At 70.6% G+C, this 17388-nt stretch carries 8 protein-coding genes and 1 pseudogene; 7 read left to right on the forward strand and 2 right to left on the reverse strand.

Annotated features, from left to right (window positions below):
- Nucleotides 1-157: 157 nt before the first annotated feature.
- Complete coding sequence (locus AC3ET4_RS09305) at nt 158-1387, reverse strand: amidohydrolase family protein (RefSeq protein WP_431947922.1); 1230 nt, start codon at nt 1385-1387, stop codon at nt 158-160.
- Between the two features lie 954 nt (nt 1388-2341).
- Between AC3ET4_RS09305 and AC3ET4_RS09310 the strand changes: the two genes are divergently transcribed.
- The 7 genes and pseudogenes from AC3ET4_RS09310 (at nt 2342) to AC3ET4_RS09340 (ending at nt 17244) form a co-directional block, all read left to right on the forward strand.
- Nucleotides 2342-5707, forward strand: coding sequence for an amino acid adenylation domain-containing protein (locus AC3ET4_RS09310; RefSeq protein ID WP_431947924.1), 3366 nt, complete (start codon nt 2342-2344; stop codon nt 5705-5707).
- 319 nt (nt 5708-6026) lie between these two features.
- Complete coding sequence (locus AC3ET4_RS09315; protein ID WP_431947926.1) at nt 6027-7100, forward strand: FkbO/Hyg5 family chorismatase; 1074 nt, start codon at nt 6027-6029, stop codon at nt 7098-7100.
- A gap of 147 nt (nt 7101-7247) precedes the next feature.
- Entirely contained in the window at nt 7248-7604 is a 357-nt protein-coding gene (locus tag AC3ET4_RS09320) for a 5-carboxymethyl-2-hydroxymuconate Delta-isomerase (protein ID WP_431947928.1), read from the forward strand.
- Between the two features lie 111 nt (nt 7605-7715).
- Nucleotides 7716-8228 (forward strand): DinB family protein, encoded by a 513-nt coding sequence (locus AC3ET4_RS09325; RefSeq protein WP_488175921.1) that lies wholly within the window; start codon nt 7716-7718, stop codon nt 8226-8228.
- A gap of 559 nt (nt 8229-8787) precedes the next feature.
- Nucleotides 8788-9036: pseudogene (locus AC3ET4_RS09330) on the forward strand (cobalt ABC transporter ATP-binding protein); the annotation flags it as partial.
- A gap of 985 nt (nt 9037-10021) precedes the next feature.
- Nucleotides 10022-11815 (forward strand): amino acid adenylation domain-containing protein, encoded by a 1794-nt coding sequence (locus tag AC3ET4_RS09335; RefSeq protein WP_431947932.1) that lies wholly within the window; start codon nt 10022-10024, stop codon nt 11813-11815.
- Nucleotides 11812-17244: a non-ribosomal peptide synthetase/MFS transporter gene (locus AC3ET4_RS09340; RefSeq protein WP_431947933.1), complete on the forward strand. Its 5433-nt coding sequence runs from the start codon at nt 11812-11814 to the stop codon at nt 17242-17244. The genes AC3ET4_RS09335 and AC3ET4_RS09340 overlap by 4 nt, the downstream gene beginning before the upstream one ends.
- Here AC3ET4_RS09340 and AC3ET4_RS09345 read toward each other — a convergent pair.
- Nucleotides 17210-17365 (reverse strand): hypothetical protein, encoded by a 156-nt coding sequence (locus tag AC3ET4_RS09345; protein WP_431947935.1) that lies wholly within the window; start codon nt 17363-17365, stop codon nt 17210-17212. The two genes, AC3ET4_RS09340 and AC3ET4_RS09345, sit on opposite strands and share 35 nt — an antisense overlap.
- Nucleotides 17366-17388: the final 23 nt, after the last annotated feature.

Raw genomic sequence — 17388 nt, forward strand, 5'->3', positions numbered from 1 at the left:
TCACCAACGACCCAGAACCCAAACCGTTTCGGATCAATATGGAACTTGATCAAGCCCTGATCAGTTCGTACTCATCAATATCGCGCACACTGAACATCGACCGGGTAGGAGCGGAATGACACGTGTGGGTGTGGACCATGAAGGTTCGCATCTGCGCTCAGTGTGAGGCAGGGCCCTGGTGCCGGCGTTGCGGATCGACTCGGGTGCCGCGGGAATAGACTGCCGCAATCCGGTGCAGGGCGGAGGGGTCGCCGATCGGATCGGCCCGTACGACAACGACATCGGCGTCGTACCCCGGCTTCAGCCTGCCCTTGCGGTGGCCGAGACCGCAGACACCGGCGGCGACCGACGTCATACTCCGCAGGATGGCCATCCGGTCCATTCCGTATGCGGCCAGCCGATCCTGCGCGTACGGGAGCACATCGTGCGGTTTGTACGGGCCGATCCCCGCGTCCGTGCCCGCGACGATCACCGCTCCCGCCGCGTGCAGGGCCGCGAAGTTGGCTATGATTTCAGGCATTCTCCGGGATACGGCCGCGGGCACCACCGAGCCAGTTCCGGGTAGCGCTCCGGCGGTGGCGCCGAGCGCGACGCGCTGGGAGACGATCCGCTCGACGAGTTCAGGCCCCGGCGCGACGACTCCTTCGGCCGACCAGAAACCGGCGTGTTCCACACCATCCACCCCGGCCTCGATCGCGTCGAGTGCAGCGTCGTAACCGTGCGCGTGCGCGGTCACGGGGATCCCGTGCCGGTGCGCCTCCATGACAGCAGCACGCAGGGCTTCCCGGGCGAACTGTGATTGCTCCGGGAAGCTGGCCGACGTCATTGTGCCGCCGCTGGCCATGATCTTGACGATGTCGACACCACGTTCCACATGGGTACGCACCGCGACCCGGAGTTCGGCGGGGCTGGGCCCCACCTCACCGCCGAGGAAATGGCAGTGCCCGGCCACGGTGGTCAGCGGCGGCCCGGCCGCCACGATGGTCGGCAGGTCCGTCGCGCCTCGCAGGGCCAGTGACAGGAAGTTTCGGTCGCCGAGGTCACGCACGGTCGTGATGCCAGCGCGCAGTGCTGTCGTGGCCGCGACGCGCATCGCGGCCACGACAGCGTCGTCGTCGCGATCGGCGAGTGACTTCACCGGGTCGGGGCTCGCGTCGAAGGCGAGGTGCACGTGGGGATCGATCAGACCGGGAATGAGGGTGGCGCCCGGAAAGTCCACGACGGTCTCTCCAAGCCGCAGATCCGCCGTACGGCCGATTCCGACTATCGTCGTTCCTTCGAGGATCACGACGGGGTCGTCCCACGGCATGACCGTTTCGCCGTCGAACAGCCGTGACGCCCGCAGCACCGTGGTGCCGTGATGTGCGGTTTCGTTCACCATAGACATGCACTTGACCTTAAGTAACTGTTTCAGAATGCCGCCCGAGGCCGTCGAAGACAGATGATGCTGCGGGCACATTGGGGGAGACCTTGCTGGAGGTCGGCGCGTCGCTCGTAGCGGATGCGAAGTTGTTTGAACTTGTGCAGCCAGGCGAACGCGCGCCGAGCAGGACGACGGGCAGCTGAACACCCCGCGGAACGGCGACCGCCACGGTCAGTCCTGACGGAGTCTCGGCGCGGAGAGCACGGCCCAGTTCGTCGGACCACGCCTCAAGCTGTGCACACGTGAGCCGCTCGGTGCCGCACTCGACGGCGGACGGCCGTCGGCCTCATCCTGGACACTTCCCTGATCGGCCCGGGCACTCGGCAGGGAAGGAAAGGGACGTCCGTCGACCTGCTACCTCGGCTATGGCAGGGTCCAGTTGGCGCCGCACATGTGCTCCGCTTGCTCGTAGCTGATTTCAGGGCGAAACCTATAGAGGGTGCGAAGCACAACACAAGAGCCGCTAATGGCATGCTAACTCGTCTGTCGCGTTCGGAACGGGATGTGCAGGCCGTCACACGTCTCGGCCACGGCCTCGTGCTCGGTGATGGTCTCGCTCATCAGGCATCTCCTTGATCATCGGATCCGCCGCCTATTGGACACTCTCGTAGTCCGGGCCTGCTGGGTCATCGCGAGCGGGGTGGGGTCCGACCCGCGGGCCTGGTCACGTAGTCCCAGATCCCCTGCCCGCCTGCGCTGGTGATCCTGACCGGTGCGTGATCCGGTTGCCGCAACTCGGCGCCCGTTAGTTCTTCGTATGAATGCCGAAGCCGGGCTATCCCGTCGCGCACAGGTACTGCTGAACTTGGTGCCGGGACGGTCCACGCCGAGAAGAAACCGCGTCAGGTCGGCCTCCGACGCCACCGGGTCAGGCCGGTGAACCGGACCATCCCTCCCCCGATTCTCCAAGAGAACGCAATGACGACTGTCTATGATCTTGTGGCCGCTCAGGCCGAACGTGTTCCCACCGCCACAGCGGTCATCGCAGGCGAACGCCGGACCAGCTACCAGGAGCTGACGGCCATGGCCGCCCGATTCGCGCAGGGCCTGGCCGAGCCCGCGGCGAACCTGATCGGTGTCTGTCTCCCCCGCGATGAGCGGATGGTCGCGGGGATCCTCGCGGTGTGGCGGGCAGGGTGCGGTTACGTCCCGCTCGACCCGCTCATGCCGTTGTCCCGCCTGAAGGAAATGGTCCAGCTGGCGGCGATCCGGTACGTGCTGACCACCCGCGAGCTGGCCCCCACCTGCGCGGCGACTGGTGCCCAGCCCGTCATCGTCGAGGACCTGAACGACAGCGGCGGCGCCCCTGTCAAAGCGGACGGTCTCGCGTACGTCCTGTTCACGTCCGGCTCCACCGGCGCACCCAAGGGCGTGGCGGTCGAGCACTCCTCAGTGGTCGCCTTCCTGCGGTGGGTGGAACGCACGAGCGATCCCGCGCATCTGCGCGCGGGACTGGCCACTGCATCGCTCAGCTTCGACGCATCGGTCCACCAGATCTTCGGGCCGTTGAGCACCGGAGGCTCCGTAGTCCTGGCCGACGACATCCTCGCCCTGCCGACGCTACCGGCCCGCGACGAGGTCACGATGATCGGCGCGCCGCCTTCCGCGATCGCCGCCCTGCTGGAACAGCCACTGCCCAGCGGGGTGCGCCGGGTGAACCTCGGCGGCGAGGTGGCCACTCGCTCGCTGGTCGATCGCCTGTACGCACAGCCGGGAGTGGAGACCGTCGTCAACGTGTACGGGCCGACCGAGTGCACCGTCTTCTGCGCCACACACGTCATCGGCCGGGCGGAGAAGGGGAACCCGCCCATCGGACAGCCCGTCGCCGGCAGCGAGCTGACCGTCCGCGACGCCGATCAGCGGGTGGTCGACGACGGGACACCTGGCGAGCTGTGGGTGGCGGGACCACTCGTCGCCCGCGGCTATCTCGGCGCGCCGGAGCTGACCGCCGAGCGATTCGTCGAGGACCCCGCCTCCCTGGGTGCGCGGCGCTACCGCACCGGCGACCTCGTCCGCCGCGTCGATGGTGTCCTGCACTACCTCGGCCGCCTGGACGACCAGGTCAAGGTGCGCGGTTTCCGGGTAGAGTTCGGCGAGGTCGAGTCCGCACTGGCCGCGCACCCGGGCGTGCGCAACGCCGTGGCCACCGCCCCGGCGGACCCCCAGGGCGTCCGCACGCTGCACGCCTATGTGGAGGCGCCGGCGGGGACCGCGCCGGTCACCGAGGCCGAGCTTCACGATCACCTGCGCGACAGGCTGCCCGACTACATGGTCCCCGCTCGCATCATGGTGCTGGAGAACCTGCCCCTGAACTCGAGCGGCAAGGCGGACCGGGCAGCGCTGCCTCCCATCCCCGCCACCGGCACCGGTGGCGGCGACGGTGAGCAGCCGCACGGCGCGGTCGAGGAGCAGGTGGCCGCCATCATCGCGGACGTGCTGGGCCTGCTCCGGGTGGGCCGGTCGGACCGGTTCGACGTTCTGGGTGGCCATTCGCTGGCCGCCGCCCGGGTGGTCGCCCGCGTCCGTGCGGAACTGGGCACCGCGGTCCAGCCCGGAGCGTTCCTGGCCGAGCCGACCGTGGCGGGCCTGGCGCGCCGGCTGGCTGATGCCGGGACGGCTCTACCACCACCGATGCGGCATTTCGGCGCCACGAGTGTGCCGTTGACCGACATGCAGCGCCAGCTGTGGATGACTCGGCAGGTCAGCGGCTTCCCCGGCGCCACTGCAGAAGCGTTCGCGATCGGCATCACCGGCCGGGTCGACTCGGCCGCCCTGACCGCCGCCCTGAACGCTCTCGTCGTTCGACACGAGGCGCTGCGCACGGTGGTGCGGGTGAACGGGACGGAGGTGACGGGCGAGGTCCGCCCGCCGGCCGAGGTCCCGTTCACCGAGTACGACGCGCAGGCCATGGGCGACGAGGAGATCCACTCCGTCCTCGACGAGACAGCCCGGCAGCCTTTCGCGCTCGACGTCGACGTGCCGCATCTGCGCGCCACCTTGGTCCGGACCGCGGAGGACACGGCCACCCTGGTCATCGGGGTGGACCATGTGGCCTTCGACGGCTGGTCCGGCGGCATCCTTCTGCAGGAACTGGCCACGCACCTGGCCGAGGCCGAGCAGTCGATGGCGGAACCAGCCGTGCAGTTGAGTGACGTGGCCCGCTGGGAACAAACGTTGTTCGCCGCGAACGCCACCGCCGATCGGGAGTTCTGGACGAAGGAACTGGCCGGCGCGCGGCCACCGTACGACGTGTCCCGCCGCGCCCGCAACGGTGCCCTGAGCTGCCGGGGAAAGCGCCTGAGCCGTCCACTCGCACCGGAGACGGTCGACGCGGTGCGCAAGCTGGGTTCGCTCAGTGGGCTGAGCCCCTTCGCGGTGTACTTGGCGGCGTTGGACGTGCTGCTCGCCAGGTGGACCGGTACCCGTGACATTCTCGTCGGGGTGCCGGCGGCGCGACGCGATGTGGTGGAACTCGATCACGTGGTCGGTCCGTTGATCGCGACCCTTCCCGTCCGGGTACGGTGGGAACCCGAGCAGAGCTTCCGGACGGTGGTGGCAGAGGCGGCGCTGGCGCGCAACCGCTCACTGACGCACCGCGATCTGCCGTCCGCGACACTCTTGGAGGCAGCCGACGCCGCGGGCGTGGTGCGGCCACCGGGAGTACCGCTGACCCCGGTGGTCCTGTCGGTACGCCCGTCCGGGATGCCGGTACGCCTGCGGTCAGGTGCCGCGGAGCTCCATGTGCTCGGCGAGCGGGACTCCGGCGCGGCTCCCAACGAAGCCACCTTCCTCGTCAACGACACGGCCGCCGGGACCGAGGTGCAGCTCTGCTACGACGTGGAGCGCTTCGATCAGGCGACCGCCTCGGCGTTGCTCGATGGATTCTGCCAGGTCCTCACCGAGGGCAGCGCCCATCCCGACCGCGTCTGCTCGGCACTCGCGATGCCCGTTCCGCCGTCGCATGAGCCTGATGCGCTCCCCGGGGCGCAGCGCGAGCCGGCGGGGCGCAAGCGGGTGGAGCCCGCGACCGTGGTGGAGGAGTTTCTGGCGACAACGTGGGAACAGGTGCTCGGAGTGCAGGGGGTGGCCGCTTCCGACTCCTTCTTCGACTGCGGGGGCAACTCGCTGACCGCGATCCGGGTGGCCCGGGAGATCTTCGACGCGTTGGGCGTCGACGTCTCCGTCCGCACCGTGTTCGAGCTTCCTGTGCTGGCCGATCTGGCCACGCTGGTCGAGCAGCGGGCACTCGCCGCGCTGGCGACCGAGGAGGGCGTCGCGCCCTGAGCGCGGCCCCCGGCACATCCTCCGGCAACGACCAGCAGCGGCCGACAACACTCGGCAGTTGTCCGGTGGTCAACCGATGCGGCATCGCATGGCCGAGGACGCAGGCAACCCGGGCTTGCTGCGACCCGTCCTGAATGCCGTTCCACTGGTGTGGGCCGGTCGAATTCGCCGGACCGGAACCCGATCCAGATGCGCCCTGCTGCGCCTCGCGGCGGGCGCCGCCGTCATAGAATCAAGCTTTGGAGATACGTTGAATCACTCACGACTTCGGAACCGTGTGCGGGGGCTGCGGTCCGAGCTGGTCCCGGGCACTGCCGGTGTGGCCGACGCGTCGGGCGGCAGTGTGCTGGGGCGGATCATCTTCGCCGACAGACCGGCCGAACCCACCTTGGTCGATGGGATCCCCTGCCTGACCACCCACATGGCGAACGGGAGTGGCGCTCCGTTCGAGGAGGTCTGGCAGACCGACCGGCCCGGGCGCTCCGGCACGTCGGGGGACGCTGTCTATGCCGAGGACGGCGAGTACCTGTTCTACGCCGTACGTCTCGGACCGCAGCCGGTGTACCGGGAGCGTGTACGCGAATTGTACGAGGACGCCCTGCGGTTCGTGTGGGAAAGCGGCTATACCCGGCTGGTACGCATGTGGAACCTGATCGGCGACATCACCGGCCCGAACGCGGAAGGCGTTGAGATCTACCGCGACTTCTGCGTCGGCCGGGCCGAAGCATTCGCTGCTTGGGCCGAACAGTTCCCGCAGCTGCCGGCCGCCACCGGAATCGGCACGCTCAGTCCCGGCATCGACCTCTGTGTCCTTGCCGCGAAACAGGGCCGGACCGTCCACCTGGAAAATCCGCGGCAGACCCCGGCCTACCGGTACCCGGCACGGTATGGACCGAAGTCTCCGAGCTTCGCCCGCGCGACGTTCCTGCAGGGGCAGCAGACGGCGAGCGTGTTCGTGTCGGGCACGGCCAGCATCCTGGGTGAGGACACCGTGCACGCGGACGACGTCACACGGCAGACCCTCGAGACCCTCTGCAACATCGACGCACTCGTCGGTGGCGAGAATCTGCGCCGGCACGGCGTGGAAGGCCACGGTTACGCCGTGCGGGATCTCGACCAAGTCAAGGTCTACGTCCGCGATCCCGAGCACCTTGCCACCGTTCGCGACATCTGCGCGCAGGTGTTCCGCGCTGACTCCGAGATCGCCTACTTCAACGTCGACGTGTGCCGGCCCGACCTGCTCGTGGAGATCGAGGGGGTGTGCCGGCAACGCCCGGCCAGTTCGGACCCGGATGTGCGAGTCGCCGCTGAGCTGATGTCGGATGTCGATGGTGCCGGGGTATCGGGTCGGGAGCCGGGCAGCTCCGAATCGGGCGGGAATGCCGGCGAGTAGGCCGTGGCCGGAGCAGGGTGAGGCGGGCGGCGCGGTGACCGCGGCGGGCTCGACCACTGCGTCCGAGCTGAGCGGCTCGGACGCGTTCGACCCACGGTCACACCGCCGCGCTACTGGTGGGTTCTTCGATCACGGGAAGGTGTCGGCATGCCACAGATAACGGTCCAGTACCCGAAAGCGCTGGCGGCGGGTTTCGATAGGAGAGGGTTCGCCTTGGCCGCGCACGCTGCGGCCTCCGACCTGATCAGTAGCGCGCTGGGGGGATTCAAGACCCGGTTCCTCGCCCTCGACGAGACTGTTGTCGGCGACGGAAGCCCTAACCACCACATGGTTCACGCAATTGTCGACATCCTGCCAGGCCGTCCTGAGGAGCTGAAGGAACGCTTGGGAAAGCTGATACTGGGCCTGCTCAAGGAGCACCTCGCGATCCCCAGCGCATGCTCCATCCAAGTAACCACTGAGATTCGGGAACTGCAGGGGTATTATCAGCTCGTTCTCCCCTGATCTCGGCCATGGGCGGGAATGTGTGCGCCAGGGTCCCGAGGTCATCAGGCTTCAACGGCGGATAAGCGAGACAATCGTTTCCCCTCACTCCGAGGGGCGGGATTAGATATTATGGATACGATGCTGCACTGTACGGAATGTGATTACGAGTACGATCTGGCGTTGGCCGAGAAAGTGTCGGTGCTGACCCACCACTATGTCTCCGAATGCGTGGAACTGTTGCGCGCCGACCCTGTCGTACTCCGACGACGCGCCGCGCCCCAGGTCTGGAGTCCCCTCGAGTACGCCTGTCACATGCGCGATGTACTGCTCGTCCAGCGAGAACGGCTACTCGCCGCGCGACGCAGCGACTCGCCGGTCACCGAGCCGATGGGGCGGGACGAGCGGGTCGAACACGACGGATACATTCAGCAGGAACCAGCCGATGTCGCTCGTCAACTGCACGACGCCGCCCTGCTGTTCACCCACGGACTCGACCAGCTCGGACCCGCGGACTGGGAACGCACTCTGAGCGTCCCCTACCCCGAGACGGCCGTGCGATCCCTGCGTTGGTTCGCAGTGCACACGCTGCACGAGTTGCGGCATCACCGACTCGATATTCGCCGCCAGCTGGAACACGCGTAGGCGGCTCCATCCTGTCATCGCCGGAATCCGAGACGAACGAACTCGCCGATGAGGCGATCCACAAGTGGTTCCGGCGACCGAGTGAGGTTTTCTCAACGGAGATCGTTTCCAGAATGCCGGCCCGGGCCGTCCGTTGAGGACGAGTGCGGCCAGGGCGATTTCAAAGTCTGAGTGATCTTGTGAGTGTGCAGGTCACGGCGATGTGACGATGTCTGCCGAGTGCGCAACGCAACGAAGCTCCGTTGTGGAGGTGACCTTCCCAAGTCGCCTTCGTCCAAAGGAGCTTCGATGTGCCGCCAGTCTGCCACCGTCTGCCTGACCAAGTCGCCCAGCCGTCAGCATCGGTCGATCGGTCCGCTGGCGCTGCGGCTGCAGACGCTGGCTGATCCGCGCTCGCGACGCGGGAAGTGTCACCCGTTCGTGGCGGTGCTGCTGGTGGCCTGCTCGTCGGTGCCCAAAGCCCCGAGCATGGCCACCCGGCTGATCGACGACATCTCCACCGCCCTGGACGAGCAGACCATCGTGGTCCCAGGGAACCGGCACCCTCGACACAGTCGTGCGCGTCATCCACCTGCCCGGCGACGGACACGCGGTGATCGGCGAACCCCCCGGCATCCTCCGCGACGCCGGCATCGCGCCCCCGATCGCGGAACTCGGACGCGCTGCGGGCTGGGACCCGCTGCCGCTGTCCGTGCACGACGCCCGGCGCCGTGCGGCGCCGCTATGCACCAGCCTGGCCGGGTACGACCCGGGCCCCGTCCGCCCTGCTCCTGCCGCCGCCCCGCCGAAACTGCTCGCCGCCAGGGGATCTCGACGAGCCCGGTGACCAGCACCACGAGCACGAGGGCGACTGTCGCGCTGTGCTGGTGGGCGCGGGGTTGCAACGGCGGGGCCTTGACGCCGGGCCGGGCGAGCTTGACGAATTCCTGATGCCCCGTGGCGTGCGTCACCGATGTCGTCACCATGCCGTCAGCAGCGCGGCCCGCGGTACCAGGGTTGCGGAACGACACGGGAGAGCCGTGCGGTTCCGCCTTCGCGCGCGTGACGAAGACCACCGACTCCGCACCGTCGACGACCACCTACACCGACGACACCGCCATGGACCCCGCGGCCCGGAACCTCCCGCACCGACTCCGTCGCAGGCGCCTCCTTCGCGACCTACGACGCGGACAGCGACCTCGCCACCCAGAGCCTCAGCCATGGTGCTCCTCCTCCGCGCGGGCCGCCGTGTCGCGGGCCAGGCGCGGTACGGCGGACGAACCCCGCCCGCATGCCGACGCCGGGAAGCGGTGGCCGCCCGGACCTGTCGTCAGGGCGCCATCAAGAATGGGAGCGGCCTCAGATGACGGCCGCGGCGGCTCGCCGGCACCGGCCCGCGGGGTGCCCGGGCTCGGTCCTCCGGATTGGGCCCACCCGATTCCCCCTTCTTTCGAGGGGCACAGCCCAGGGCGGCCGGGGCGTGCGGCCCCGATCGCCCAGTCGGCCCTCATGGATCGATTGCCCCCCGTCGTTGCAACGGCTGTCTTCCTGACTCGCCACAGCTGCCGTCACGCCCGTCGCACTTCCCGGAACATTCAGGTGAAAACGGGCAAGAGGTCTGAAAGGCGCGATTGTTAAGGTCTCATCAGCACCTCTGTGGCGTTCGACCGGCTGTTCCTAGTGTGACTCGCGGCCCTGTCCGGGCGAGAGGAGCAGAGGACGTGCAACACAATTCGGGTGCCGGATCCGTGGAACTTGCGGGACCCAAGGTCATGAGGGGCTGTCCGACCGGCTTGCCAGGTCTGATCAGGGACGTGGCGGAGCGGCACCCTGACCGCCCGGCCGTCCGGTCCGGGGTGGACGTCCTCACCTATCGGCAGCTCGACGCGTGGTCGGACGCCATCGGCCGGACCCTGCGGGACCGGGCTCCGGAGGGTGTGCCGGTGGTGGTGGCCGTGCCCCGCAGCAACGGGCTTCTCGCGGCGCTGCTGGGCGTCCTGAAGGCCGGGTTGCCCTACCTGCCCGTCGACCCGAACGATCCGCCGGCCCGGCTGGCCGCCGTCCTGGAGACCGCGGGCAGCCGGGTGGCGCTCGTCGGCGGTCAGGCAGGACCGGTCCTGGCCCAGCACGGACTGCGCACGGTCGAGGTCGACGCATCACGTGTCGCGGTGGCATCCGGCGGCCCCGGGTTCGTGGCGGATCCGCTGCCGCAGGTGGCCGACGACCAGCCTGTGTACGTTCTGTTCACCTCCGGCTCCACGGGCGCGCCCAAGGGCGTCGTGCTGCCGAGCCTGGCGCTGTGCAACCGGCTGCTGTGGATGCGCGACACCTACGGCATCGTGCCGGAGGACCGGATCCTGCAGAAGACCCCGGTCACCTTCGACGTCTCCGGCTGGGAGCTGTGGCTCCCGCTGATTTCCGGGGCCACCTGCGTCTTCCTGCCGCCGGAGGAGCACCGCGACCCGGCTCTGGTGGCGCGCGCCGTCCAGGACCACCGGATCACCGTGTGCCACTTCGTGCCGTCGATGCTCCGCGAGTTCCTGCGCAGTCCCGGGGCGCAGGACTGCACCTCGCTGCGACATGTCTTCTGCAGCGGCGAGGCCCTGCCCGTCGCCGTGGCACGCGACTTCACCGCGAGCCTGCCCGCCCGGTTGCACAACCTGTACGGCCCCACTGAGGCGGCAATCGACGTCACGCACTGGACCTGTCCGCAAGAGGCCGCCGACGTCGACCGGGTCCTCATCGGGCTGCCTGTCGACAACTGTGTCCTCGGCATCTTCGGCGGCGACGGCAAGCCGGTGCCCACCGGGGAGGAAGGCGAACTGCGCATCGGCGGCATGCCATTGGCCCTGGGCTACCTCAACCGGCCGGACCTGACGGAGCGGGCCTTCGTCCCCGCGGACGCCAACGCGTCGGTGCCCGTCTGGTACCGCACCGGCGACCGGGTCCGGTGGGTGGACGGCGGCCTGGAGTACCTGGGCCGTGTCGACGACCAGGTGAAGATCCGCGGCCAGCGCATAGAGCCGCAGGAGGTCGAACACCACCTGAACGGTCACCCCGAGGTGGCCGAGGGCACCGTGGTGGCGGCCACGGTGGGTGAGGACGTGGAACTGGTGGCCTGGGTCCGTCCCACCGCCGACGGCGCCGGGACGCCGGCCGGGGACGGGCTGCCCCGCAGGCTCCGCGAGCACCTGGCCGACCGGGTACCGCCCGCCTACGTGCCGACCCGCTTCCTCATCGCCGCCGAACTCCCCCTCAGCGGCAGCGGCAAGCGGGACCGCAAACTCCTGCGGCAGCGAGCCGAGGAGCAGCTGAACGCGCAGCGGTCCGCGTCACGGCCCGGCCGGATGGACGGCGGACGGCCGCTGCTGGAGCGCCTGATACGCGAACGCTCCGGCCGGACGGGCGCCTCCGCCGAGGACGACCCGGACGCCGTGGCGTCGATCGGGCACGAGGTCCTCCCGCAGGCCTTTGAGGCAGGCGATCCGCAGGCCCGCTCCGTGGCGCTCGGCGGGCACAGCCTGCGGGGCGCACGCGTGGCCGCCGAGATCCACAACCGGCTCGGGGTCTTTCTGCCGCCCCTCGACGCGGAAGGCGGTGCCCGATGACGACGTCCCCCGTCCACTCGCCGGGCACCGACCAGGACCGGCTGCGCGCCCTGCTGGCCACTCGGGCCGCGGCCGCCCGGCAGGGTGCCCCCCGCGACGACGGCGCCCCCGAGCCGCTCAGCACGGCCCAGGAACGCCTATGGTTCCAGGCACAGTTGCAGCCCGACAGCCCGGCCTATCTGGTGCCCGTGCTGCTGCGGCTGCGCGGCCCCCTGGAGCGGGAGGCCCTGCTCGGAGCGGTGCGCGACCTCGCCGAGCGGCACCGGGTGCTGCGCGGCGTCGTGGACGCCTTCGGTCCCAGGCCCGTGCTGCGGACCCGCGCCGTCGCCGACGTTCCCGTGGAGGACGTCGACCTCACCGCCCACCCCGACCCCGACGAGGAACTGGACCGCCAGGTCGGCGAACGCGTCCGCCGGCCGATCGCGCCGGAGAAGGAGTGCCCCCTGCGCGCGGCCTGCTTCACCGTGGGCGAGCAGGACCATGCGCTGCTGCTGGTCGTCCATCACATCGCCACCGACGCGTGGTCCAACGGCCTGTTGATCGCCGACCTGGCCGCGCTGTACGCCGCCCGCCGCGGACTCGGTCCTGTACCGCAGGCGGCGCCGCAGTACGCGGATGTCGCCGACCGGCTGCCCGCGGAACTGGAGGACGCCCGCCTGGACTGGTGGGAGGAACGGCTGTCCGGCTGCGGTGCGGGACTCGACCTGCCCGCCGACCGTCCGCACCGCCCGGTCCCCTCCGACCTGGGCGGCGCGGTGCCGCTGGTCTTCTCCGCCGAGGTCCGCGCGCGGCTGCTCGCACTGGCCTCCTCGACCGGCTGCACACCCTTCATGGTGCTGCTCGCGGCCTGGCAGGCGCTGCTGGCCCGCGTCTCGGGGAGCACGGACATCCCCGTCGGAGTTCCCGACGGCGGTCGTCGCACCCCCGGCAGCGACCGGGCGGTGGGCTTGTTCGTCAACACCGTCGTGATGCGCACGGACCTGTCCGGCGACCCCTCCGGGCGGACGCTTCTCGACCGCGTGCGCAGCACCGTCCTCGACGCCATCGGCAACGGCGACGTGCCGTTCGAGCGCGTCGTGGAACGGGTGCGCCCGGAGCGCGCGGCAGGCGCCAACCCCCTGTTCGACACCATGGCCAACCTCTACCGCCGGCCCGACGTCAGCGAACGCTTCGCGGGCCTCACCACGGAGTTCCGCGAGGTGCCGACCGGTTCGGTCAAGGCCGACCTCGCCCTCCAGCTCTTCGAGCGGGAGTCCGATGGCACCCTCAGCGGCGTTCTGGAGTACCGGGCCGAGCGCTTCGAGCGCGACAGCGCCGAACGGCTCGCCGACTGGTACCTGCGGCTGCTCGACGCGCTGCTGGCCGACCCCGACGCCCCCGTGGGCTCCCTCGCGCTCGACGAGCCCGGCGCCGGCGTCGTCCACGGTCCGGTCCGGCACTTCCCGCTGGACCGCCCCGTGCACGCCGTGATCGAGGACTGGGCGGACCGCACTCCCGACAGCGTGGCGGTGGTGGCCGCGGAGGGATCGCTGACCTATGCCGAGCTGGACCGCCGGGCCAACCGCGTGGCCCACCGGCTGCTGGCGACCGGAGTCCGACCCCAGGACCCGGTCGCCGTCCTCGCCGAACGCGGTCTCGACCTGGCGGTCGCCGTCCTCGGAACCCTCAAGGCGGGAGCGGCCTTCGTACCGCTGGAGCCGTCCTACCCGGACCAGCGGCTGGCGGCCACGCTGGCGGCCTCCGGCAGCGAACACCTGCTCGTCCAGGACGAACTCACCGGACGCGCCGCCGCCACCCGGCTCACCGTGATCGGTGAGACCGTCGCCGACGCGACGCTTCCGGACACGCGGCCGGGCACCGGGACCTCCCCGGACGACCTCGCGTACGTCATCTTCACCTCGGGCTCTACGGGCACGCCCAAGGGCGTCGCCGTCGAGCACCGCAGCCTCGTGCACTACACGCACGGCGGCCTGGAACGCGTCGACGGCCACGGCCGCTCCTTCGCCCTACTGTCCACCGCCGCCGCCGACCTCGGCTACCTGTCGGTCTTCGGCGCCTTGATCAGCGGCGGAACCCTGCATCTTGTCGACCGCGAGACCGCGACCGACCCGCAACGGCTCGCCGCGTACTTCACCACGCACCCGGTGGACGTGGTCAAGATGGTGCCCAGCCACGTGGAACTCCTCGCCGCCCACGGCGACCTGACGGCCGTCCTGCCGCGCCGCACCCTGGTGCTGGCGGGCGAGCCCTGCCCGTGGGAACTGGCCGACCGCATCCGCGCCGCCCGCCCCGACCTGGTGCTGCACAACCACTACGGCCCGACCGAGACCACCGTTTCGGTCCTGGGCTGCGACCTCGGCCAGGTCGACCCGCACCGGCGCGGGGGACCGGTGGCCCCGCTCGGCACTCCCTTCCCCAACCACGTCTGCTACGTCGTGGACCCGGCGGGACGGCCACTGCCGCCCACCGTCCCCGGCGAACTCCTCATCGCGGGCCCCGGCGTGTCCCGCGGCTACCTCGCCAACGCGGAGGCCACGGAACGGGCCTTCGTCCCGGACCCCCTGGACGGCACCAGCCGCTGCTACCGCACCGGTGACCGCGTGCGCGTGCGCGCCGACGGACTCATCGAGTTCCTCGGCCGCCTCGACGACCAGGTCAAAATCCGTGGATACCGGGTCGAACTCGGCGAGGTCGCCGCCGCCTGCCGGGCCCTGCCGGGAGTGCGCGAGGCCGTAGTCCTGGCCGTCGGCTCGGGCAATCAGCGCCACCTCGCGGCCTGGCTCGTCCCCGCCGGTGACGAGCCGCTGGACATCAAGGCCGCCCGGACCGCGCTGCGCGCCGACCTGCCGAGCCACATGGTGCCCACAGCGCTGATTGCCATTCCCGCCGTCCCGCTGACCCCCAACGGGAAGGTGGACCGCGCCGCCCTGCCGGAGCCGACGGCCCAGGCCGCGGCGGAGCGGGTCACACCGCGCACGGGCACCGAGCGCCGCATCGCAGCCGCCTGGCAGGAGGTGCTGGAACTCCCCGACGCCGACCTGGACGTCGACGAGGACTTCTTCGCCCTCGGCGGCGACTCCTTCCGCGCCCTGCGGGCCGCCCGCGCCATCGACCCGGACCTGCGGGTCATCGACCTGTTCACCCGCCCCACCGTGCGCGACCTGGCGCTGTTCCTGGACGGGCCCGCCGAGCGCGACACCCGGCTGCTCCAGCGACTGGCCGGACCGGCGCAGGGGACCGCCGTGGGCCTGACCGTGCTCTGCGTCCCGTACGCGGGCGGCTCCGCCGCCTCGTACGGACCGCTCGCCGCCGAGCTGGCGGCGCGTCACCCCGACGCGGAGGTCCTCGCGCTGGAACCGCCGGGGCACGACCCGGCCCGTCCGGACGAGGTCATGCCGAGCCTCGCCGAGCTGATCGACGGCTGCCGGGACGAACTCGCCGGACGCGAGGGCCCCGTGCTGGTGTACGGGCACTGCGTGGGCACGGCCACAGCGGTCGGCCTCGCCCTGGAACTCGAGGCGCGCGGCACCGAACTCGCCGGCGTCGTCCTCGGCGCGTCCTTCCCCACGGCCCGGCTGCCCGGACGCCTCTCCTCTCTGGTGGACCGCTGGTTCCCCAGCGACCGCTGGACCTCCGACCGGGCCTACCGCGAGGTCCTGTCCGCCCTCGGCGGCCAACTGGAGGAGGCCACCGAGGAGGCCGTGATCCGCGGCGTTCGGCACGACGTGCGCCAGGCCGTGGACTGGTTCAGCGCCCGGCTCGGCACCCCCGAAGCGGCGCGCCTGCGCACGCCCGTGCTGTGCGTCATCGGCGACCGCGACCGGACCACGGAACTGTCCGAGGAGCGGTACGCCGAGTGGTACGCCTTCGCGGACCGGGTCGACCTGGCCCGGATCCCCGACGCCGGCCACTACTTCGTCAAGCACCAGGCGGGTGAGCTCGCGGACCTCATCTCCGGACGGCTCACGGAGCGTCCGGCCGCCGGCACCGCACCCGGAAGTACGCCGACCGCCGCCCCGGCCCGTCCCCGCCGGCCCGCCGGCCAGGACCTGCGCGACCTCCGGAGATTCGGCCTGCTGGCGCTGAGCCAGACGATCCTGCTGACGGGCGCGAGCCTGACCGCCTTCGGCCTCGGCGTCTGGGTCTACCAGCGCACCCACAACGTCGCCTACTACTCGATGATCACCATGCTGGCCCTGCTGCCCGCCGTGCTCGCCGCACCCCTCGGCGGCGCCGTGGCCGACCGGTACGACCGGCGCAAGGTCATGCTGGCCTGCACAGCCGTCTACGGCACCGCGCTGGCCGCGCTCACCACGGTCGCGGCGGCAGGCGCGCTCCAGGTCTGGCAGATCGCCCTCTTCGCCGGACTGACCTCGCTCACCGCGGCGTTCCAGCGCCCCGCCTACCTCGCGGCCGTCGCCCAGCTCGTGCCGAAGCCCTACCTGGCGCAGGCCAACGGCGTGGCCCAACTCGGCACCGCGCTGAGCACGCTCATCGCACCCGTCCTCGGCGGAGCACTGATCACCTTGGCCGGTCTCAGCGGCGTGATCGCCCTGGATCTCGTGGGTCTCGCGGGCGGCGCGGCGGTCCTGCTGGCCGTGCGCTTCCCGGACCGCCTCTTCCGCAAGCGACGGGAGACCTTCGGCTCCGCCATCACCGGCGGCTGGCGCTTCATCGCACGCCGCAAACCGATGGTGGCGATGGTGGTCTTCTTCGTGGTGGTCAACTACATCACCGCCACCACCACGGTGCTCACCGCCCCGCTGGTGCTCTCCTTCAGCACCCCGGCCGTCCTCGGCCTGGTGACCGCCGCCGGCGGCCTGGGCGCGGCGGTCGGCGGACTGGCCATGGCCTTCTGGGGCGGTACCCGCCGGCGCGCCGACGGCATGATCGCCACCACGGTCGGCATGGGCCTGGCCACCGCCCTGATCGGCCTGCGGCCGGCGCCCGTGCTGATGGGCATCGGCCTGTTCCTGTGGTGGGCACTGAACGCCGTGCTCAACGCGCACTGGCTGGCGATCATCCAGGCCAAGGTCGGCCTGGAGCTCCAGGGCCGGGTCGTGGCGACCAACCAGATGCTGGCCACTGCCATGATGCCGCTCGGCTTCCTGCTGACCCCGGTGCTCAACGAGCACGTCTTCGGCCCCCTGGTCAGCGGGAACCGCGTGTTCCAGGCGGTGCTGGGCGACGGACCGAACCGCGGCATGGGCCTGCTCATGATCACGGGCGGGCTCCTGCTGTCCTGCTGGGGCGTCATCGGGCTGCGCTACCGCCCGCTGAGGCGCATCGAGGACAGGCTGCCCGACATCCCCACCGGCAGCGTCATCTCCGAGGACCTCGACGTCCTGCAGAGCCAGGCGGACGCCCTGCAGGACGAGGCGGATTCGGCGCTGCTCAGCCCAGCAGGCGGGGGCGCAGCACGGCGGTGACGGCGTCGACGACCGGGGCCCACCCTTCACGGATGAAGAGGTGGGCCCCCGGTTCGTGGCGCAGCTCGAATCCCGCGGCGGTGCGGTCCGCCCAGGACGCCATGTCCGCGGCGGGAGCCACCTTATGATCCCCACCCTTCGAGG

The organism is Actinacidiphila sp. bgisy167 (genome assembly GCF_057707665.1).